The sequence below is a fragment of the Gymnodinialimonas sp. JB5-7 genome (genome assembly GCF_055693405.1).
Genome location: NZ_JBVFUX010000012.1, coordinates 841,334 through 862,495 on the forward strand (window position 1 = coordinate 841,334; position 21,162 = coordinate 862,495).

Below are 21,162 nucleotides of genomic sequence, written 5' to 3' on the forward strand. Positions count from 1 at the left end.
CGGCCGCGGTTTCTTGAACCGTGTCATCCACCGATCCTCCAGACATGGCTGGCGAATTGGAACGGATGCGCCCCGATTTCGACCCCGACTTCTACCTGGCTCAATTCTCCGTCGATGATCTGCTGTCCGATCCCATTGGCGCACTACCTGCGCACCGGCTGGCAAGACGGCCTCGATCCTCATCCTGACTTCTCGACCAACGGCTATCTCGACATGCACCTCGATGTTGCTGATGCCGGGATGAACCCGCTACTCCACTACGTCACCTTCGGCCGCGACGAAGGGCGCGAAGTGCCGCCATCCACGGTCTCACATCTCAGCCGACAGGCCCGCGCAACCGCCGCCATCAATTCGGCCCAACAACTCGATCGCGACGCCAAAGAGATCGCGGATGAAATCGACCTGGCCTTCTATACGGCAACCAGCGGTCGGACCTTCGATGACCCGGTCAGCGCCGCGCGCCACTACCTCCAGATCGGCTGGGAACAGGGGCTGGACCCCACGGCGACCTTCTCGACCCGCGCCTATCTCAGCCACTATCCCGACATCGCGGATGCCAATATTCCGCCCTTCCTCCACTACATCCGCGCAGGCCGCAACGAAGGGCGGCTGGCTCAGGACCGTGCCGATGATGTCGCCCGTATTCTGGCGGCTTCGCCGACACTGGAAAGCGTTGAAACCGATTGGCTCTTCGCCCATCCCGAACAAGTGCCGTTGCAACGCGAACTGGGCGCGCAACAGCTTCTCGCAGCGGTGGAGGCGACATCAGAGCGGCTCGTTTTTGCCTTCACCCACGACGATTTCCTGAAGATTCTGCGGCGGTATCCAGCTTTGCGTCGGCAAGGAAATGCAACAGGCTACGGAGCGGGGTATTGGCTACATCGCGCTGCACCCCGCACGCCCGCGCCCGCGCCTGGCACCCTTGGGTGAAAGCCCGATCCTTTACGCCACGATCGCCGGTAACCGCATCGGTCCCCTTCACATCGACAGCCTGCTCGACGTGGCCCGCCGCTTTCGCGACAGCCGCAAGATCGACATCGTCCTGCACGCGCTATTGGGCCATTCCCCCGAAGACGTCGCAGCGCTTAGCAAAAGCGCCGGGGTCACGCGCCTGAACGCCTGGCTGCATGATCAGTTTTTCCTGTGCCCGAGCTACGCCCTGCAAAGCAACCTGGTGCGCCAATGCGGCGCCCCTGATCCGGGCTCCACCGCGTGCCGCATGTGCCTGTTCGGGGACGAACGGCATGAACATCTCAGCCGCCTGAAGGCCCTGCTGCAATTGATCCCGACAGTGGCCATAGCCCCCTCCAAGGCGGCGGCCGACATCGTGTTCGCCAAGGGCGATTTGCCGTTCGAACGGTTCGAAATTGCGCCCCACGCCCATCTCAGCGAAGGCCCCTTCACCGCACCCGCGAAATCCGGGCCAACGACCATCGCATTCATCGGCGCGCCCAAACGTCACAAGGGGTACGCCACCTTCCGCGACATCGCCCGGCGCAACCTTGGGCGGAACGATGTGCGCTTTCTCTACTTCGGCTCGGCGAAACATATTGAACCCGGCGTGCAGACGATCCCCGTTGATGTCACCGCCGAAACACCCACCGCCATGATCGACGCCCTGCAACGCGAGAATGTCGATTTCGTCCTGCACTGGGCGCAATTTGTCGAAACCTATTCCTTCGCCACTGTCGAAGCCATGCAGGCCGGCGCCCATGTCATCACACATCCCGAAAGCGGGAATGTCGCCGCTTTGGTGCGTGAAACCGGACGCGGCCACATCCTGACCGACGCGGCCGACCTCGACACCTTTCTCGAACGCAAGGCTTTGGCCAAGGCAACCCGCCAACGCCGCAAAAAGCAGCCTGCGCTCTTGGCCGCTCCCAGCACTCTCAGCTTCTCGGTGCTCGATGCACCTTCAAAGCCAACAACGCTTCCCAAGCTCCCAAAGAACGGGGCAACAAAGAAATCCGCACAAAGCCGGAAAGTACGGGCCGTTTCATGACCATCTACGCCTTTTCTTCCTTCACCTATTCCTACCTCGACCGGGCCCGTGTCCTCGCCCAAAGCCTGCGGCAGGTGCATCCAACCTGGCACCTTTGTGCCGTTGTCACGGATTTGCCGCCGGACGGCACATCGCAGCAGGATCTGCTGTCTGACTTCGACACCATCCTCACCGCCGAAGATCTCTTGTCGGCTGAAATCGGCACGCGCTTTGCCAGCTGGATGTTCTGCCACAATATCGTTGAGGCCTGCACCGCCGTGAAAGGCCGTGCGCTGGCGCATCTGCTCGACAAACCCGACGCCGAGAAGGTCTTTTTCTTCGATCCCGACATCGCGATCTTCGATGATCTCTCCTCCCTTGTGACCGCGCTGGATGGACGCCGACATCCTGCTGACCCCCACCAGCTCCATCCGGAGCCGCGCACCAACACCGTCGCAATCGGCGACAACGAAATCGCCTCTCTGAAATGGGGGGCCTATAACCTTGGCTTTGTCGGCGTCGCCAACACGCCGGATGGCGAGGGGCGGCGCTTTGCCAAATGGTGGGGCGACCGCCTGCTGGATTGGTGCCAGGACAATCTGCCTAAGGGGCTCTTTACCGACCAGAAATGGTGCGACCTTGTCCCCAGCTTCTTTGACGATGTCCACGTCCTGCGGGACCCGGGCTGCAATGTCGCCAGCTGGAACCTGTCGCAACGCCGCCTCGCCTTTACCGCAGCCGGCGACATCACCGTGAACGCCGCACCCTTGCGGTTTTTCCATTTCACCAAACTTGGCCCCGTCGGCGATCAGATGACCCGCCGCTACGCCCATGACAATCCTGAGGTGCTGGAGGTTTGGGCCTGGTACAAACGCGCCGTCGCCAAGGCGAGCGCAGCGGAAATACCGGCGCGCTACTGGCACTACGGCACGTTCAGCAATGGGCGCCGCATCCCGGACGCGGTGCGCCAACTCTACCGCGATCGCGCTGACCTGCGTGCTGCATTCAGCGATCCGTTTGACGTGGAAAATGGCTTTCACGACTGGCTGGTTGCCGAGGGCCATTTGCAGCCTCTCACCCCCGGCAGCCCCGCACCGCTCAGCCAAGGGGCCGCCCTGTGACTGAGATCTACGGCGTTGTCTTTCAGATGGGCAAGGTGGCCAGCACCGCCATCACCAAGGCGCTTGGCTCCCTCAGGCAGGTCGAAGCCGCCCATTGCCACTTCCTGGGCGAAGACGCCTTGCGCAAGGTCCTGCGCGTAGCGCTGAACCCCGCCAACACCGACTATTTCTTCAGTCATCAGATGGGGCAGATGGCCGAAAACGCGGCCATCACACGCGCCATCAACCGCATCCGGGCCGGCACGGATCCGCGCCGTCTGGTGGTTCTGTCCCTGACGCGTGATCCGTTCACCTGGTTCCGGTCCAGCGTCCTACAAGACATCAGCGGCTACGCCGACCTGCTGTGCGACCTGGCACCCGATCATGCCAGCGCCAGCCGCGATGCGCGCGTCCGCCTTGGCCTCACCCGCTTTCTCGGCCAACTGGAACAGCATCTGTCGGACTTCGCGTCCGTCGAAGACTGTCTTGAGGCCAGCCGCTCCGGCGATCCGCACAAAATGGCCCGGGCCCGGGATTGGCCGCACCAACAGCGCCAATTGTTGCTGTCCGCGCTGCGGCCTGCGGACTGGTTCAACCAGCATTACCGCATGGGCCTTGGCCTCGATCTGGCGCAATTCCACTGCGACACGCCCCTATGGCACACCACGGACGGGAACGCGCAATTCGGGATCATCCGGTATGAGGAACTCGACACCGCCTTCCCCGTCTTTTGTGACTGGGCACTCGGTCAAACACCGCGTCTGCCGGTTGCGAACGAAAGCGGGCGAAAGCCATTCTCCAACGCCATTTCCGCAGCCTTCGCCACGCAAGAGGCCGCGCGCCTGCAATCCGCCCTCAAACGATCAGACTATGCGCGCCATTTCGGCTATGCGGCATGAGCCAAACCCTCAAAAGATGAAGTCGCTGGCTCCAAGGCCCGCCGTATAATCTGCCAGCGTCACGAAATTCTGTGGATCGCCATCGGCATGCACAAAGGTATGCCCACCCGCACTCCAAATCGTCAGATCCGCAAAGCCCGAAACACCGCTCAGACCGCTGACATCCAGCCGGTCCAGACCATCCTCGTACCCGGCGATCACGTCCTCTCCGAACCCGTCATCGAAGATGAACACATCTGCGCCCGCGCCTCCGGCGAGGTAGTCCTTGCCCTGGCCGCCTTCCAGGGTGTCATTGCCCCCGGACCCGATCAACGCATCGTCACCGGCGCTGCCATACAGATAGTCGTTGCCCGCATCAGCGTAGATGGTGTCGTTGCCCTGCCCGGCCGAGATCACATCCGCGCCGTTGCCGCCCACAAGAACGATATCCTCACCATATCCGATGGCGTTGAGCGTATCGTTGCCAGTGAACCCCATGACCCATTCAACGCCACTCCAAGCGCCGATGCTCAGATCAACGCCGGCTGCATTCCGAATGACAACCTCGTCGTAGCCCGCGCCGCCATACACCAAGTCCCCATCGTCGAAGACGTAAATCAGATCATCTCCCGCCCCGGCATCAACCGTGTCATGTCCCGTCCAGCCCAGGATCGTGTCCTGCCCGGACCCGCCTGAGATGCTGTCGGCCCCATCGCCACCCAGAAGCGTGTCATTCCCCGCACCCCCACGCACCGTGTCATTGCCCGCATTGGCCCAGATGAAGATGGCGTCGCTCAGCGCACTACCGTCAATCACGTCATGGCCGACATTGCCCTCAACACGCTCCACCCCGGACCATCCGCTCAGCGAAATCGTGTCGCCCGCGCCGTCCAGAATGATCGCCACATCAAACCCCTGCGTGCCAGTGTCGGTCAGCAAATGCCCGGCGCCCACATAGTAAAGGTCATCGCCCTCACCACCGTCCAGCGTATCGGCCCCGCTCAACCCCAGCAGAATATCCGGGTCATCGCCCCCGAAGATAAGGTCATCACCGTCGCCACCCACCAACGTGTCGACCCCGGCCATGCCGTAAAGCGTGTCGTTGCCCGCGCCACCGTTCAGCGTGTCGTTGTTGATCCCGCCGTCCATCTGGTCGGCACCATCCCCACCCAAAAGGGTGTCATCCCCAAAGCCACCGGCAATGCTGTCCGCATCGGCGCCGCCATCCACGAAATCATCCCCCAAACCAGCCGTGATCGTGTCATTCCCCGCGCCCGTCACAAACACATCGTCCAGCGAAGTCCCCTGCACGTCCTGCGCTCCGGAATTGCCAAAGATCGCGTCAAAATCCGGTGCGCGGCTGGCCGTTGCCAGGATCGCCGCCTGCACCTCCGCCACGCCCAGCATCTGCGCATTGCGCGTCACGATCTCCAGCGTCTCTGACCGCCAGGTCAGAATGGCCCCAGTGGCCGTGGCCGTGTATCCGATTTGGCCAGGGTCGTAGAACATCGGCCAATCGCTCAGGTCCAACCGATCCTGTCCGGGTTGGAAATCCTCGATCCGGTCGGCCAGGCCATCGGCCCGCAAGATGTAGGTATCCGCCCCGTCGCCGCCGATCAGCGTGTCCGCGCCATGCCCATCCTCGATCAGGTCATCCCCGGCAAAGCCCTGCAACAGGTCTGCACCCGCGCCGCCAATCAGGATGTCATCCAGACCACCGCCGGAAAGCGTGGCCCCCTGATGGCTCGCAACTTGCGTTGTGCCCTGATCCGATAGATCCAGCGTCACCTCCGCATAACCGCCCTGTGCCTCAGTCGCGGCAAAGATGCGCATCGTATCGCCATCCATCATCGTCGCGGTGGCCGCGACATTGTCGAACCCCGTGGTCTCCGCCGACGTCATGATATCGAGCAATTGCAACCGACCGCTTGGCAACATCGCAAACAGCGTCAGGCCATCATCACCGCCACCCGCCAGCACATAGACCTGCCCGTTGTGCTCCACCACATCCAGCGTCTGCACCTGCCCGAACCGCGTATCTGCGGTATCGTTAAGGTGCTCGACATCCCGGATGGAGCCATCTTCGCCAATCTCCAGAACCGTCAGCGCGCCCGATTGGCCCTGCCCGTCATTGGGTGCCGAGGCCACGATGATGAACACCTTGTCCCCGATGCTGACCAGCGCACTATCGGTCGGGGTCATGATGCCGAGCCCCTCGTTCACACCCATATTTGCGGTGTTGAACAACTTGTTCGTGGGGTCGATGTAGAACACGGACACGCCGCTGTCCGCCTGGCTCACGCTCGCCATGAACTCCACGCCGTTCACCTCGAACGTGTTGATACCGATGGCGTCGCTCACATAGGTCTGCGCGGTGTCTGTTACGGTGATCTGCTGGGTCAGGGTCCCGTTCGCGGCCATGGCGTAGCCCTGAATTTCACCTGAGCTCTCTGGCGCCATAAACAGCATGTCCGCGCCCCATTGGGACAGGTCGATGGACCGATCATTGGCCGCGTTCACGCCCGACAACAGGCTGCTTTGCCCGATATCCCCGTTGCTGGCCAATTCAAACAGGCGCACCTGTTGGCTGCCTGAGGCCGCGACGGCCAGTGAAACCGTGCCGTTGTTGTCCACCAAGGCAAGGTCGCGCATCACGCCATCGGACCAGGCCGCATCGAAATAGGCAAAATCGGCAAGGCTGGCCGATCCGGGCTGGCCAAGGTCGTAGGCCGTCAATCCACCCAACTGCCCCGAGGTCGCGTACAACATCGGGCCAGCCGCTCCCGCGACGACCATAAGGTCCGTGATCCCCACATCCAAACTGGTTTGGCCGGCACTAAACCGACTTTCGAATACCAACTGCGGCATCGTTCAAATTCCCGTATCGCTCAGCAGGGAAGATGGGCGCGGACCGGGATTTGGCTGTGGAATAATCGCGGCGGAATGGCGAACAATCTGGGCGGAAGGGCGAAAATCCCGCTCAATTTTCGGGTCGTTCTTAACGTTTTCGGAGGGTGCCGCGTTGCGCCCGGCGCTCGCCTAGGCCAGCCCGGCGGTGCTGCACGTCAACTGGAAAACGGCAAAGGACTAAGCTTCGTCAGGGCGGCGCAGCAACGTTGTTTGGTGAATCTCGATGGCTTCATCCAGGTCGGTGAAATACCGCAACCGCCCCTCTTCCAGCACAAGGGCATGGTCGCAATATTCCCGCAACTCAGTGAGGTTGTGGTTGACCATGATCGCCCCGGCCTTTTGCATCCGGTCCCGAAACACCGCCTTGCTCTTTTGCCGGAACGAGGCATCGCCCGCCCCCGTCACCTCATCGACCAGATAGGTGTCGAACGCGATCCCCATCGAAAGGCCAAAGGTCAGGCGCGACCGCATACCCTGGCTATAGGTGCGCACCGGCATCCGGAAATGCGCGCCAAGTTCCGCGAAGTCCTGCACGAAGTCGGCCAACTCGTCCGTATCGACGCCGTAGATGCGTGCGATGAACCGCGTGTTCTGCGCACCCGTCAGTTGCGGATGGAACGAGCCCGCGAAACCCACCGGCCAACTGATCGACCCATCGCTGACCACGCGCCCGGCATCGGGCCGCATATTGCCTGCGATGATCTGCATCAGCGTCGATTTTCCCGCCCCGTTCCGCCCGAGCAGGGCCAGCGACTGCCCCGATGGGATCGTCAGGTTCAGGTTGTTGATCACCACGCGCCGCGTGCCGTTGACCATGAAGCTCTTGGTGAGGTTCTCGAACCGGATCATCGGGCAAGCCGCCTTATTGCCGGTCCCGGATCGAATAGACGATCAGCGCAAGGATTGACCACGTGATCAGCAGGAACAGCCCCGCCTGCGCCAGGATCATCGCATTGCGCGGATATTCGGGGCCGTCCGGCACGCTCGGCTCAATATAGACGGCCAGATACCGGCTTTGCCGGGCCGCATTGGTCCGCGCCAGATCCAGCGCGGCAACAGCAAGCCCATGGGTCGTCTCCGCCAATTCGCGCGCCACGACCAAACCTTCATATTCCGTCATCAGGTCGGAATACGCCTCGTCCCGGCCGGTCTCACCCACCACATTGAACGTACCCCGCTCCTCTGCAATCCGCGCCCGGATCGCTTCGATCCGCTGCCGCATCTGTTGCAGGCGCGTGTCGTTGGGGTTGCTCGTATTGGCGTTCAGCAGGTCGTATTCCACCAGCACCTCGGCCAGTTGCTGCTGGAAATTCGTCAGAATCCCCAGCCTTCCTTCCAGATCAATCTCCGGGTCCACGATCTGCGTGCGTGACCGGAACGCCGCCAAATCCTCCCGCGCGCGGACAAGGCGTTGCGTCGTCACCGCCAGATCATCCTCGGCATAGCGAACCGAGTCCGTGCGCACGACCGCGTTCAACTCGTTCAAAAGCGCCTGGCTTTCCTCGATAATCGCCTGTGTGATCCCGTGTGCCGTCTGCGGATCGAAGGCCAGCACCTGCAACTCCATCAGCCCGGTCGCCTGATCGTAGCTCAGCCGGACAACCCGCTGCCAATAGCTGACGAACTCCTCAATTGTGGAATCTGGCGCCAGCGCGAAAATCGGATCCCGCTCGTGGGTCTGCGCGTAATGCGCGCGCAGGTCCTGCCGCTCCAACAACCGTTCCACCAAGGTCTGGCTTTCGATGAATTCATGCAGAATGTCGCCATCCACATTCGCAGGCCCCGCCGCAAGCTGCGTGATCCCACCCAGCAGATCCGTCGGCATCGTCATCTCGTTCGAGCGCACGGTGAACCCAACGGTCGAGGCATATTGCGGCGTCGCCCGCTCGTTCAGGTAGAAAGCCGCCAACGCGAAAGGCACCACGACCAACAGAAGGAACGAGCATATCTGCCCCCAATGCCGGAACCGCATTTTCGCGGGCCCAACCGTGGCGCGCACCTGAATGACCCGCGCCGGGTCGACGGCCCGCGCAGCCTTGGCCGCCGCTGCAATCCTGGCGGCTGCCCCATCCTCATCGACCAGCGTTGGTTTCGGCCTTGCAGACATTCTGCCCCCAGATTGCAGCGTGCATTCATCACTTGTTGACCAGAGCCATAGATACTGAGTCCCGTTAATTCCCGATGAATGCCCCGCCCGAAATGTGAGGACCGCGTGACAAGCCACGCCCAACCGCAACGTGCTGCCCTGCCCACGGGCAAGCTGACCCGTGCAACGCGCGCAACGCTTGCGCTCATGCTGCGCGAGATGTCGACGCGCTATGGCCGGTCCCCCGGTGGCTATGTCTGGGCGGTGTTGGAGCCCATCGGCGCCGTCATCGTGATCTCCGTCGCCCTGCAATTCCTGATCCGCGTACCACCGCTCGGGTCATCATTCCTGCTGTTCTACGCCTCGGGCTATCTGGTCTTTTACCTCTACAATAACCTGCAGCAGCATATCAGTCTGGCGCTGACCTTCTCCAAACCGCTGTTGATGTACCCCGCCGTGTCATGGATCGACGCGGTGCTGGCCCGCTTCTTCCTCAACACGCTCACCGGGATCGGCGTCGTCGCCATCTCCATGGCCGGCATCATCTGGTGGACGGAAACGAACACCACGCTCGACCTTGTCCCGATCCTCGGCGCGCTCTTCATGATGGCGATACTTGGCCTTGGCCACGGCACCCTCAACTGCGCGCTTGTGGGCCTGTTTCCGGCATGGGCACAGGTCTGGGGCATCCTTTCGCGCCCGTTGCTGGTGGCCGCCGGGGTGTTCTTCATCGTCGAAGACCTACCCCAAAACGCGCAGGACGTGCTGTGGTGGACACCGTGGATCCACGCCACCACTCTGTTCCGGCAAGGGGTCTACCCGACCTACCAGCCCGACTACGTGTCTTTCACCTTGGTGATGCTCTGGGCGCTTATCCCGCTTTTCTTCGGGCTGCTCCTGCTCCGCCGCCACCGTCAGGACATCCTGATGCAGTGAAGCGCGCCACGGATTTCTGCAGAAATCCCATAGGAAAACTCAAGTTTTCCTGTCCTTCAAACGCGATGATAGGGGAGCCCGACAGGATCGACGCCGCTCGATACAACTGCTCGGACAGCATCACGCGGGCCAGCATATGGGGCCACACCATCTTACCGAACGAAATCGCCAGCCCGGCCTGCGCGCGAAAGCCCGGGTCGGTGCCATCGGCCCCACCGATCACAATCGCCAGATCCCCGGCCCCACGATCCCTTTGCGCGCCCAGACGCCTGGAGAAGTCAGGCGAGGTCATGACGTCCCCGCGCTCATCCATCACCCAAAAGGCCTCACACGGCAGGGCCTTGCGCAACAGTTCCGCTTCCGCCGCCATGCCACCGCCCTTGCGGTCTTCCACTTCCACAACACGGCCAAGCGTCAGCCCAAGGCCACGCCCCGTCTTGTCGAAACGGTCCAGATATTCGTCAATCAGCGCCTTTTCCGGCCCGCCTTTCAGGCGACCGACGACGCAAAGATGAACCTTCATCCAAGCCTCAGGTGGCCGCCGGGGGCTGCCACATCTTTTCCAGCTGGTAGAAGTCACGCACCTCGGGCCGGAACACGTGGACAATCACGTCCGCCGTGTCGATCAGGACCCAATCGCCCGCATCCTTGCCTTCCATTTTCGCAAGCAGGCCAAACTCGGCCTTCAAACGCTCAACAAGCTTTTCCGAAATCGCCGCAACCTGCCGGGTCGAGCGGCCAGAGGCCACGACCATGTAGTCGGCAATCGACGACTTGCCGCGCAGATCAATCTGCACAACGTCTTCGGCCTTGTCTTCATCAAGAGAGGTCAGGATCCGCTTCAACAGCTCCTCGCTGGAGTAAGTCGGCTCTGGGCGCGCATGGCGTGCGCTGGGTGCGGCCGTTGGTGCCGCCTGAGTAAGTCCGGTCAGGACCTTATCCTCCATGGTTCATGCGCCTGAATCGCCCGGCGCCGGATACCAGTAATATAACAGCACCAAATGGGCATCTCAACGGAGTGTCGCGGAATTGATGCGGCCCTGTGACCTGACAGGACCGCATCCTTTCTCATGAACAGGGTTGCAGCTCGCTGATAGAGTGCCCGATCAACCGCCGCAGACGCATGTCATCAACGACGTTGATGAAACCGCTCTCCTGATCTGCCTGCAAATCGATGGAGACACGCGCGCGGCGCGGTTGGCCCAGGCCCGTCACACAAGGATCCAGCGTGACTGAAAAGCTGCCGTCCACATCAATGCCCGCATCCATATATTGCCGGATCAATCCCTGCTGCCGCGCCACGCGCACACGGTCCGTGGTTGAGAACACGAAATGCCCCGGCTCCTGCGCAGGTCGCAGAATGTAGCGTTCGACAAAGCGCTGCCCCGTATCAGGCAGCACAGCCGACAGGGTCGCCACAACGCCGCCCTCCGCCACGTCCACGCTGTCAGGCATGGAAAGCCGAGCCACGAAATCCGCAGGGTCCGCCGTGATCGGATCCGGTTCCGTCGCCGAAGCCGGCAGGCAAAGCGCTGCTATTACGGTCCCCAGAAGGGCCGCACGAAGATCAGTTTTCGACATGTGAAGTGATTCCTCTTTTCAAAATGAGTTTTTAATGTAAAACATGAAACTTATGATGTTTGGAGTCGAAAAATGAACGAACGAACGTTCCGTCGCATTCAACGCCTTGCACGGGTTCTCAAGCTCATCTGCACGGCCTGTCTGATCCTCATGCCGGCCTTCTTTATCTATGCCATTGCGACGGGTCTGGCTGGTGAACCCGCCCTCCAGCGGGAATTTGCCGACTACGTTCTTCCAAGCGTCGTGCCGGTTTGGACCCTCATCCTGGTGCGCGCAATACAGGCCGTCAGCGTCCTGCTCATATTCTACGTCCTGTGGCAGATGCGCGGACTGTTCAGCCTCTATCTCGACGGAGAAACCATCAGCGATCGCTGCGCCACCCGCATTCGACATTGCGGCCAGGGCCTCATCTACATCGGACTGGCGGGGGTGCTGTCGAACATTGTGATCGTGCTTTTGCTCACCATGGTGAATGAAACCGGGCCGCAAACCGTCGTCATCACCTTCTCGCAGGGTGACATCGGCTTCTTTCTTGGCGGAGGGTTGATCGTGGTCATCGGCTGGGTCATGGGCGAAGCGGCACGCATCGCCGAAGACAATCGTGGGTTTATCTAGTGGAAATCGTGGTCCGACTCGATGTCATGCTTGCCCTGCGCAAGATGAAAAGCCGGGAGCTTGCGGCACAGATCGGCATTTCGGAACAAAATCTGAGCCTTCTCAAAAGCGGCAAGGTGAAGGGCATCCGGTTCGAAACCCTGGCGAAGATCTGCGAGGTGCTCGAATGCCAGCCAGGTGACCTGCTCGAGGCGGTCGCAGGAAACGAAGCGCCCAACTGAAACTGTGACCAGATGGACGCTTTTTTCCGGAAAAATGTGACCAGATGGACGCATGTCTGACCAGATGGTCACAGTTCCCACCGGGCTTGGGCCACTGGGTCGACGCTATCATATATTTGCCCACGACCCGCATATCTTGGGGATAACCCGCCGAAACACGCGAGATGAAGCGTGCCGCTGTTGACTCACCGCAGAGCGATCCGGAAACTCTCCCGACCCAAGAATCGAAGAATACAGGCAGGCATCCCGTGCGGTTTACCAAGCTCAGGCTCAATGGATTCAAATCCTTCGTCGACCCCACGGACCTCGTGATTGCCGATGGTCTGACGGGCGTTGTGGGTCCCAACGGCTGCGGAAAATCCAATCTTCTTGAGGCGTTACGCTGGGTGATGGGCGAAAATCGCCCCACTGCGATGCGCGGCGCAGGCATGGAAGACGTGATCTTCGGCGGTGCCGCCACGCGCCCTGCTCGTAACTTTGCCGAGGTGTCGCTGCAGATCGATAACGAGGACCGTCTGGCCCCCGCAGGGTTCAACGATGAAGACCAAATCGACATCGTCCGCCGCATCACCCGGGACGCCGGAAGTGCTTATAAACTCAACGGAAAAGACGTCCGCGCCCGCGATGTGTCGATGCTTTTTGCCGATGCCTCCACCGGCGCGCACAGCCCCGCGCTCGTCCGTCAGGGCCAGATTGCCGAGCTGATCAACGCCCGCCCCAAGGCGCGCCGTCGCGTGCTTGAAGAGGCCGCCGGCATCTCCGGCCTCTATCAGCGCCGCCATGAAGCAGAACTGAAATTGAAAGCGGCCGAGACCAATCTCGCCCGTATCGACGACGTGCTCGAACAACTCGCCTCGCCAGCTTAACTCATTGGCAAGGCAGGCAAAACAGGCGGCCCGTTACCGCGAAATCGGGTCCGAGCTGCGCATCGCCGAAGGCCTATTCCTGTTCCTGCGCTGGCGCGATGCCGACGCAGCCCGCCTCCGCGCGGAAGAGGCTTTGCGGAACGGTCTGGCCACAGCCGCCCAAGCCGAAGCCGCCGCACGCGATGCCGTGACGGCCCGCGAAGCCGCGGAAGAGGCGCTCCCACCGCTCCGCGAAGAAGACGCAGTCGCCGCCGCGATCCTCCAACGTCTCATGGTCGAACGCGACTCGCTGCACGCCGAAGCCGACCGCGCCGAAGCCGCCGTTGAAACCCTCACAGCCCGTATCGCGCAAATCGACAAAGACCGTGAACGGGAGGAAACGCTAAACGCCGACGCGTCCGAAACCGTGGAGCGTTTGCGCACCGAACGGGTGGAGCTTCAGGCCCAACAAGATGGGCAGGACGAACGCCTGGCCCTTGCCCGCGATGAAGTCACCGACGCGCGATCCGTTCTCGCCGGGCAAGAGGCAGAACTCTCTGATCTCACGGAACAATCCGCTGCACTGGCGGCCCGCCACCAGGCCATCGAGCGCCGCATTGGCGAAGCTGAAAAGGCGGTGTCCCGCAACGAGACCGACGCCGAAAACGCCAAGGTCGCCGCGTCCGAGGCGGCGACGCGTCTCGAAGGGCTCAAGCGCGAAGCGACCGACGCCGCTGACGCCCTGACCGCCGCCACCGATCTTGCAGCCCGTGCGGAAGAGGCGCTCCTTTCGACCGAGGCCGCCCGCGCTGAAGCGCAGACCACGGAGGCAGAGGCCCGCTCTGCCAGGTCCGAGGCCGAAGGCCAAGCCGGAACGCTCGACGCCGAGGTCAACGCGCTGTCCCGCGTGCTGGAGCGCGAGCGGGGCGATGGCGGCCAAGTCCTTGATGAGGTTAGCGTTTCTCCGGGGTTTGAGGCCGCAATCGGTGCCGCTTTGTCCGACGATCTCAAAGCCGCGCGCGCCGAAACGCCTGGGGCCTCCGGCTGGTCCGATTTGCCCGGCTACGACGGCGCTGCGCCGCTGCCAACAGGTGCGCAACCGGCAACTGACGTCACCACCGCACCGGCAATCCTGTCGCGCCGACTTTCCCAGATCGGCATCATCGATGTGGCTGACGGTCCGCGCCTGCAGCCGCTTCTCCAGCCCGGCCAGCGCCTTGTCAGCCGTGAAGGCGACCTCTGGCGGTGGGATGGGTTCGCCGTCGCCGCCGCGGATGCCGTTTCGACGGCAGCGCGCCGTCTGGAACAGGCCAACCGCTTGACGGAGTTGCAGGCTGAGCAACGCAAGGCCCGCGCCGCTGCGGATGCGGAAGTTGAAAAACACGAAGCCGCCACCATGCGCCTCGCGGATCTGACCGAGGCCGACAAGGCCGCCCGCACCGCCCGGCGCGACGCTGAAACGCAGTTGAGCCAAGCCAGCCGCGCTGCTGCGCGAGCTGAGGCGGATCAGAGTGTGCTGGATGGCAAGCTTGAGACTTTGCGGCTGACAGCGGCCCGCCATGCAGAAGAGGCTGAGACGGCGCGCGCTGAGTTGGTTCGGGCGCAGGATGCCTTGGCAGAGTTGGATGATCTGGAGGCCGTGCGTCAGAAGCTGGCCGATGTGAAAACCACCGTCGAAGCCGCACGGATGACGATGCTGGCCAAACGCGCCGCCTTTGATGAGGTGAAGCGCGATGGTGAGGACCGCGTCTCTCGCATCACGAAGATCGGTCAGGAGATCACCACCTGGCAGAACCGTTTGACGAATGCAGCGACGCGGCTCGCCGAGCTTGAGAAGCGGCGCGGTGAGGCTGAGGTTGCGCTAGCGGATGCCAAGCAGAAGCCTGGGGAAATCGCGGAGCGGCGCGAAACTCTGGCAATTCAGATCACCGAGGCTGAGATGCGGAAGGCGGCGGCGGCGGATGCTTTGTCGGTGGGCGAGTCGAACCTGCGGGCGGCGACAGCGGCGGAGCGGGATGCGGAGCGCGCGGCCTCTGAGGCGCGTGAAGGGCGGGCTGCGGCCGAGGCGCGGCGGGATGCGGCGGCGGAGGCTGTGCAGGCGGCGGCGGAGCGGATCGCCGAGGATACGGAGATGTCGCCGGAGGCATTGCGAGAGTCCTTGGGCGATTTGCCGGAGCCTTTGCCGTCGCTCGACCGGATCGAGGCGGATGTCATGCGGTTGCGGCGTCAGCGGGATGCGTCTGGGCGCGGTGAACCTGCGGGCCGAGGAGGATGCGCGGGAGGTTCGGGAGGAGCATGACGGGCTTCTGACCGAGAAAGAGGACCTTGAGGCGGCGATTGCGAAGCTGCGGACGGGGATTGCCTCGCTGAACAAGGAAGGGCGCGAGCGGTTGTTGAAGGCGTTCGACGAGGTGAACGCGAACTTCTCGAAGCTGTTCACGCACCTCTTTGGGGGCGGAGAAGCGCGGCTGGTGCTGGTGGAATCGGACGACCCGCTGGAGGCGGGGCTGGAGATCCTGTGTCAGCCGCCGGGCAAGAAACTCTCGACGCTGTCGCTGCTGTCGGGGGCGAGCAGACGTTGACGGCGCTGGCGCTGATCTTTGGGGTGTTCCTGGCGAACCCGGCGCCGATCTGTGTGCTCGATGAGGTCGACGCGCCGCTGGACGATGCCAACGTGAACCGGTTCTGCGACATGCTCGACGAGATGACCCGCCAGACGGATACACGGTTCCTGACGATCACCCACCACGCGGTCACGATGGCCCGCATGGACCGCCTGTTCGGCGTGACGATGGGCGAGCAGGGGGTGAGCCAGCTGGTGTCGGTGGACCTGAAAAAGGCCGAGGCCCTGGTGGCCTGAGGGTGTCTGCTCACGCGTGAGCAGAGGGGTTAAGTGTTTGGGATTGCTGGTTTTTGGGTTTGGCGTTAAGGTTTTGTTAGGGTTGTTCTCTGACCTTGCAAGGTTTCCGCTTTGTGTTCTTCTTTTCAGAAAATGGTTACACACATCTGAGCGTCATCCCTGCTGGCGTAGCGACTTCACTTTCTGTTCTAAAAGCAATGACAAAGATGGAAACATTTCAAAAACTAAAGTAGAACAAGATGAGAACTTTTTAGTGTAGAGATTCGGTGTTGGAGAGCAGGCTATGAGTGTGGCTGAGGAATTCGAGAACCTCTTGAGCAACCTCAAGATTGTCCGCCAAGACAAGTTTTCCCTTCGCTACGGCGAAATCACAAATGCCTTGAATAAGAAATTCCGAGAGACGGATTCGAAAACCAACTACCGGCTTCAGATTGGGTCTTATGGAAGGTGGACGGGAATAAAGGGCATTTCTGATCTCGACATGATTTTCATCATGCCAAAGAGCGCATGGGACAATTACAAGGATGGTGGGCAGACTAGGCTACTGAACGACACTAAGTCAGCGATTTCCAGCCGCTATCCGACTACAACAGTCAAGGTTGATCGCTGCGTTGTTCGAGCCGAATACACTGACTTCCACGTAGAAGTTCAACCTGCTTTTGAACAGGAAGATGGTAGTTTTACGTATCCAGACACCTATGGCTCTGGTGCGTGGAAGACTACGAAGCCCCGGCTAGAGATCGACGAAATCAAAAGTAAAAATGAGGAAAAAACCGGAACCTTCGCCGACTTTGTAAGATGGCGAGAGCATGGAAAAACAAGCATGGCGTGGCGATGGGTGGCCTGTTGATCGATACATTGGCCTACAACTTCCTTTGCTCGACAGAAGAGTATGATGAAAAGGGCTGGCTTTGGTACGATTTTATGTCGCGGGATTTCTTTGAGTATCTCAAGGATGAGCAAGACAAATCATATTATCAGGCGCTTGGTAGCAAACAGCACGTCAAAGTAAGGAAAAAATTCCAAAAGAAAGCCGCCAAAGCTTACGAGCTTAGTCTCGATGCGATTTCAGCGACAACCGAAGCGAGTCGTCGGACAAGATGGCGCAAGGTCTTTGGCAAGGCATACCCTGCCCCACAAAAGCTCGAAAAGGCGGCATATGATGTAGTCTTCCGGCAAACGGAAGAGTTTATCGAGGACAAGTTTCCTGTCGATATTCGATACAATATTGAGTTGGATTGTACCGTCTCACAGGACGGATTTCGCGTTGCAACACTGCGTGAAATGTTGACACGAGGCACTCCCTTCAACCAAAGAAAAAGCTGAAGTTCGAGATAATTAGAGACAGTTTACCTATTGGCTGCGTGATCTATTGGAAGGTCCTCAATACCGGACCGGTGGCAGAGAGACGAGACGAAATTCGCGGCCAAATTGTACCGGACAATGGAGACCGATGCAAAGTTGAACGAACAAGCTTTAGGGGAGAGCACGTCGTGGAAGTGTACGCCGTTAGACAAGGTGTCGTAGTTGCTCGGGATGAAATTTTAGTACCAATCGCATGATCTGACAGGGGTAGGCCCAATGGACAAAAATAAATTTGAAGATCAAATTCGTGAACTCTACGGACGAACAGTCTATACTCATAAATGCCACGCAAAGATGGCTGATCAGTGTTTGACGAAGTTCAACTTGGCAAAAGCATTTAAGTTGCTTTTGACTGCCACAACGGGCTCTGGTGCGGTCAGCGTCGTTTTTGTGGATGAAAAGCTACTCGAGGTAGCTGTGGCTATAATTGCCTTATTCACTCTGTATTGGACCGCATATCTACGAGAGTTCGATCTTGGCGCCCTTGCGCAGCGGCACGCGGAGGCAGCAGCGAAAATTTGGCCAATTAGGGAATCGTACCAGTCTCTATTGGTTGATCTTGATTTCAAACCTATCGAACATCTTGTTGAAAAGCGCGATCAATTGCAAAATGAGCTAGCAGAGATATACGCGACAGTTCCACAAACAAATGATAAAGCTTACAGGGCAGCGCAAAAGGGTCTCAAGGAAAACGGGGAGTTGTCATTCTCCGAAAAAGAAATCGACGATCTACTACCTGTTGGTCTCCGTAGACGTAGTTGACGTCGGACATGTAATCGTTCGCTAAGCCTGCAGGCCTTTGACCGCACGGCCGTCGCTTGGCAAGATTGGTGCCCTGCATAGCCGTCACCGCTGCCGATTACCGAACATGTCCTCCACATAATCCATGATGTTCTCCATCAGTGGACCCTTCGCTGTCCGTCCCGTGAACCGGAGGGTCCAGCCGTCTTTCGTGCGCTCTCGGCGCACTGTCAGGTCGTCTTGAACGCGGCGGTGGTATTTCGGCTGGCCGGGTTTGTAGTGGAGTTTGGGGGCTTTGGCCTCGGCCTCGGCGTCGTCCGATGATGGCCGACAGAAGGCTCCATTGCGTCGCCGGGGATTTGTCGGAGGATTCCTGCAGGGCGACGAGCATGGTGTCTCCCGATCCCGGCGCGCAAGGTTGGTGGCGAGGCGGGTGAGCTTGGCGTTGGGAGAGCGCTGCGCGGGTCGGTGAGGGCGTGGTCGCCGAAATGGGCAATCACCTCGGTCGATGGCGCGGAGGCGGGAGATGCGGTTGCGGTCGTAGGTGGGGTAGAGGCGGGGGAGGGCCGCGTCGATGGTGTCGAAATGGCCGTGCTCGATGGCGGTGAGGACGATTTTGGCGCGTTCCCACGGGGTGATGTCGGCGCGGATTTCGTTTTCCTCGATCATGGCTGAGCGAGGGCGTGAGGGGATGTCGGCGGGTTGGCGGATGGTGTCGAGGGTGAGCTCGCGGTGGGCGGCGAGGCGGCGGAAGCCGGAGATGAGGCCGTAGGGTTTGGGGCCGGTGGCGGGGAAGACCTCAATCGGCATGCGGAGGCCGTGGGCGGCGATGGAGAGGGTGAGGTCGGAGAGGTCGGTCGCGTCGAGGGCGTCGCGGTCGCGGGGGAGGGCGTGTTCGTCGATGTCGTTCAGCGGGATTTGGTGGATGTCGGGCATGGGTGTCGATCCTGCGAGCATTGGAGGGCAAGCAGGATCGACTGGTTGGGTTAGCGAGAGGTTAAAGCGCGTTGAGGAGCGCGGTGGTGGGCCAGGCGTCGGCGGGCAGGCCGAGGCGGCGCTGTTCCTCACGCACTGCGGCACGGGTGCCGGCGCCGAGGATGCCGTCGATCCGGCCCACGTCATGGCCGCGGGCGGCGAGGAGTTCCTGCAGGCGGCGCATCTGGTCGCCGTTGAGGCCCGCGTCGGGGTTGCGGGCGTCGAAGACGGGCGCGCCTTCGAGGCGGGTGGCGAAATAGGCGGCGGTCAGGACGTAGGTGAAGGACTGGTTCCATTCGAAAAGGACGTTGAAGTTCGGGTAGGCGATGAAGGCGGGGCCGTTGCGGCCTTGCGGGATGACGATGGAGGCCTGGGCGTTCGACATGGGCAGGGTGCCACCGGCACGGGCGCGGACGCCGTCAGCCTCCCACTCCGCCACGGAGCGGGTGGTGTGGACGCCGGTCTGGTACCAGTCGAGGTCGGCGGGAAGGGTGACTTCGACGAGCCAGGGCTCGTTGGCGCGCCAGCCGAGGGAGGAGAGGATGTTGGCACCGGAGAGGAGGGCATCGGGCGCGGAGGTTTGCAGATTGACCTGCCCGTCGCCGTCGCCGTCGATGCCGAAATTCACGATGTCTTCGGGGAGCATCTGGACCATGCCGATTTCCCCGGCCCAGGCCCCGACGGTGTTCACGGGGTCGAAATCGCCTTGTTCGAAGAGTTCGAGGGCACCGAAGACCTCGGGGCGGAACAGTTCGGGGCGGCGGCAATCGTGGGCGAGGGTCACGAGGCTGTCGAGCGTGTTGTAGTCGCCCTGGAAGGCGCCGTAGTCGGTCTCGAACGCCCAGAAGGCCAGAAGGATGCCGCGGGAGACGCCGAAGCGTTCCTGGATGGCGTTGAAGGTGGCGGCTTGACGGTCGGCGTTGCGGCGGCCCGCATCCATTCGGTTTTGGCTGATCAGGCGGCGTGCGAAATCGGTGAATGGGACGGTGAAGATGCCCTGGCGGCGGTCGGCATCGAGCGCGCGTTGGTAGTAGGACGCATGGCGGAAGAAGCCGTCGATGGCCTCTTGGCTGTGGCCACGCTCAGCCGCTTCGGCGCGGAGGCCTTGCACGAACTGACCGAAATCCCCGCCGCATTGTTGGGCGGTCGCGGTGGTGCCGAGGGTTAGGGAAAGAAGCAGCGGAACGAGGAAACGGCGCATGAAAAAAGACCCTTTTGGTGAAGTGCTTGCGCGGGAAGATACAGGGCGGGGGTGTGAAGCAAGGGGGTGGAAAAACCGCCGAGGCGGCATAACGAGGCCGCGGCCATCTTTTAGACAATCCGCACAGATGTGGCGTGTAAGCCACTATAGATGAGGTCAACGCATTGGTATCCCGCGCCAACCGACGTGAATGCGGCTATTAATGCCGTACCTAGCAGGAGACTTACCGTGCGCACTTGCCTTGCATTCTCTTTGGCCGTCGCAGTTTCGATTGGGCCGGCCTTCGCCGGGGGAGTCGCGCCTGCAGCGCCAGTTGCCGCGGCACCGACCACGGTTGGGGACAACAGTTGGTCAGGTGCCTATGTCGGTGTCACGTACAGCGCAAATGCACATCTTGACGAATCCCTCGAAACGTCTGGTTTCGTGGCGGATTTTGAAGGCGATCTCTCTGGCATCTTTGGCGGCATACGCCACGACTTTGGTGACATTGTTGTGGGTCTTGAGGTTGCATCCTTGTCCGGCGCTTTGCCCAGAGACACTGTGGCGCCGGGCGTCATCGTGACTGGCGGAGGGCCAGACGTCAGGATCAACCGGCTCGGCGCGGAGGTGGGGTACGACTTCGGCCGCATCCTGGCTTATGGAACGGCAGGCACAGCATCAGCGTACATCGAATTCCCAACCACTTTTACTAACCGACAAGGCATGTTTTTCGGGGTCGGTGCAGATTTTCAGGTGTTCGACAACCTGCTCGTCGGAGCCCAGTGGACGGTCTACGAGTTCTATGATGATGGGCCGATACCTTTGCCCGACTTCGACCTGGAAACGCTTGAATTGGGTATAGCCATTACCTTCTGATCGCCTGTTCGC

Annotated in this window: 17 protein-coding genes and 3 pseudogenes; 12 read left to right on the forward strand and 8 right to left on the reverse strand. The window is 61.0% G+C overall.

The genetic code is table 11. From position 1 onward, the window contains the following. The first annotated feature begins 114 nt into the window (after positions 1-114). From ACZ1HK_RS12460 to ACZ1HK_RS12475, 4 genes are read left to right on the forward strand one after another with little or no spacing between them, the layout of a single operon-like run. Positions 115-930: a hypothetical protein gene (locus ACZ1HK_RS12460; RefSeq protein ID WP_472628970.1), complete on the forward strand. Its 816-nt coding sequence runs from the start codon at positions 115-117 to the stop codon at positions 928-930. Continuing rightward, on the forward strand, positions 848-2,002 hold the full coding sequence (locus ACZ1HK_RS12465) for a glycosyltransferase family protein (RefSeq protein ID WP_472628971.1): 1,155 nt from the start codon (positions 848-850) through the stop codon (positions 2,000-2,002). Before ACZ1HK_RS12460 ends, ACZ1HK_RS12465 begins: the two co-directional genes overlap by 83 nt. Then, positions 1,999-3,102, forward strand: a complete 1,104-nt coding sequence (locus ACZ1HK_RS12470; RefSeq protein WP_472628972.1) for a hypothetical protein — start codon at positions 1,999-2,001, stop codon at positions 3,100-3,102. The genes ACZ1HK_RS12465 and ACZ1HK_RS12470 overlap by 4 nt, the downstream gene beginning before the upstream one ends. Then, entirely contained in the window at positions 3,099-3,980 is an 882-nt protein-coding gene (locus tag ACZ1HK_RS12475; RefSeq protein ID WP_472628973.1) for a hypothetical protein, read from the forward strand. Before ACZ1HK_RS12470 ends, ACZ1HK_RS12475 begins: the two co-directional genes overlap by 4 nt. A 9-nt stretch (positions 3,981-3,989) precedes the next feature. Here ACZ1HK_RS12475 and ACZ1HK_RS12480 read toward each other — a convergent pair whose 3' ends face one another. From ACZ1HK_RS12480 to ACZ1HK_RS12490, 3 genes are all read right to left on the reverse strand, one after another. Continuing rightward, positions 3,990-6,827 carry a calcium-binding protein gene (locus ACZ1HK_RS12480; protein WP_472628974.1) on the reverse strand — a complete coding sequence of 946 codons (2,838 nt, stop codon included), beginning with the start codon at positions 6,825-6,827 and terminating at the stop codon, positions 3,990-3,992. 219 nt (positions 6,828-7,046) lie between these two features. Then, positions 7,047-7,718 (reverse strand): ABC transporter ATP-binding protein, encoded by a 672-nt coding sequence (locus ACZ1HK_RS12485; RefSeq protein ID WP_472628975.1) that lies wholly within the window; start codon positions 7,716-7,718, stop codon positions 7,047-7,049. 13 nt (positions 7,719-7,731) lie between these two features. Beyond that, positions 7,732-8,976 (reverse strand): KpsE/RkpR family capsule polysaccharide export protein, encoded by a 1,245-nt coding sequence (locus tag ACZ1HK_RS12490; protein WP_472628976.1) that lies wholly within the window; start codon positions 8,974-8,976, stop codon positions 7,732-7,734. A gap of 105 nt (positions 8,977-9,081) precedes the next feature. Here ACZ1HK_RS12490 and ACZ1HK_RS12495 point away from each other — a divergent pair, with 105 nt between their 5' ends. After that, positions 9,082-9,891 carry an ABC transporter permease gene (locus ACZ1HK_RS12495; protein ID WP_472628977.1) on the forward strand — a complete coding sequence of 270 codons (810 nt, stop codon included), beginning with the start codon at positions 9,082-9,084 and terminating at the stop codon, positions 9,889-9,891. 56 nt (positions 9,892-9,947) lie between these two features. Here the strand turns inward: ACZ1HK_RS12495 and rlmH are convergent. From rlmH to ACZ1HK_RS12510, 3 genes and pseudogenes are all read right to left on the reverse strand, one after another. Continuing rightward, positions 9,948-10,414: pseudogene (gene rlmH / locus ACZ1HK_RS12500) on the reverse strand (23S rRNA (pseudouridine(1915)-N(3))-methyltransferase RlmH). Between the two features lie 7 nt (positions 10,415-10,421). Beyond that, positions 10,422-10,838, reverse strand: a complete 417-nt coding sequence (gene rsfS, locus ACZ1HK_RS12505; RefSeq protein ID WP_368476793.1) for a ribosome silencing factor — start codon at positions 10,836-10,838, stop codon at positions 10,422-10,424. 121 nt (positions 10,839-10,959) lie between these two features. Further along, positions 10,960-11,472, reverse strand: a complete 513-nt coding sequence (locus ACZ1HK_RS12510) for a hypothetical protein (RefSeq protein WP_472628978.1) — start codon at positions 11,470-11,472, stop codon at positions 10,960-10,962. Between the two features lie 72 nt (positions 11,473-11,544). Between ACZ1HK_RS12510 and ACZ1HK_RS12515 the strand changes: the two genes are divergently transcribed. From ACZ1HK_RS12515 to ACZ1HK_RS12540, 6 genes and pseudogenes are all read left to right on the forward strand, one after another. After that, the gene (locus ACZ1HK_RS12515; protein ID WP_472628979.1) at positions 11,545-12,087 is read left to right on the forward strand and encodes a DUF2975 domain-containing protein; all 543 of its coding nucleotides are present in this window, start codon (positions 11,545-11,547) and stop codon (positions 12,085-12,087) included. After that, positions 12,087-12,308 carry a helix-turn-helix domain-containing protein gene (locus tag ACZ1HK_RS12520; RefSeq protein WP_472628980.1) on the forward strand — a complete coding sequence of 74 codons (222 nt, stop codon included), beginning with the start codon at positions 12,087-12,089 and terminating at the stop codon, positions 12,306-12,308. The genes ACZ1HK_RS12515 and ACZ1HK_RS12520 overlap by 1 nt, the downstream gene beginning before the upstream one ends. A 248-nt stretch (positions 12,309-12,556) precedes the next feature. Continuing rightward, positions 12,557-16,013 (forward strand): annotated as a pseudogene (locus tag ACZ1HK_RS12525) (chromosome segregation SMC family protein). A gap of 289 nt (positions 16,014-16,302) precedes the next feature. Continuing rightward, positions 16,303-16,863 carry an SMODS domain-containing nucleotidyltransferase gene (locus ACZ1HK_RS12530; RefSeq protein ID WP_472628981.1) on the forward strand — a complete coding sequence of 187 codons (561 nt, stop codon included), beginning with the start codon at positions 16,303-16,305 and terminating at the stop codon, positions 16,861-16,863. Between the two features lie 74 nt (positions 16,864-16,937). Then, a pseudogene (locus ACZ1HK_RS12535) lies at positions 16,938-17,575 on the forward strand (nucleotide-binding domain-containing protein). Positions 17,576-17,594: 19 nt separating this feature from the next. Next, entirely contained in the window at positions 17,595-18,140 is a 546-nt protein-coding gene (locus ACZ1HK_RS12540) for an SLATT domain-containing protein (RefSeq protein WP_472628982.1), read from the forward strand. Between the two features lie 84 nt (positions 18,141-18,224). Here the strand turns inward: ACZ1HK_RS12540 and ACZ1HK_RS12545 are convergent, their stop codons facing one another. Then, complete coding sequence (locus tag ACZ1HK_RS12545) at positions 18,225-19,055, reverse strand: ParB/RepB/Spo0J family partition protein (RefSeq protein WP_472628983.1); 831 nt, start codon at positions 19,053-19,055, stop codon at positions 18,225-18,227. 61 nt (positions 19,056-19,116) lie between these two features. After that, positions 19,117-20,295, reverse strand: a complete 1,179-nt coding sequence (locus tag ACZ1HK_RS12550; protein WP_472628984.1) for a lytic murein transglycosylase — start codon at positions 20,293-20,295, stop codon at positions 19,117-19,119. 228 nt (positions 20,296-20,523) lie between these two features. Here ACZ1HK_RS12550 and ACZ1HK_RS12555 point away from each other — a divergent pair, with 228 nt between their 5' ends. Beyond that, positions 20,524-21,150, forward strand: coding sequence for an outer membrane protein (locus ACZ1HK_RS12555; protein ID WP_472628985.1), 627 nt, complete (start codon positions 20,524-20,526; stop codon positions 21,148-21,150). Positions 21,151-21,162: the final 12 nt, after the last annotated feature.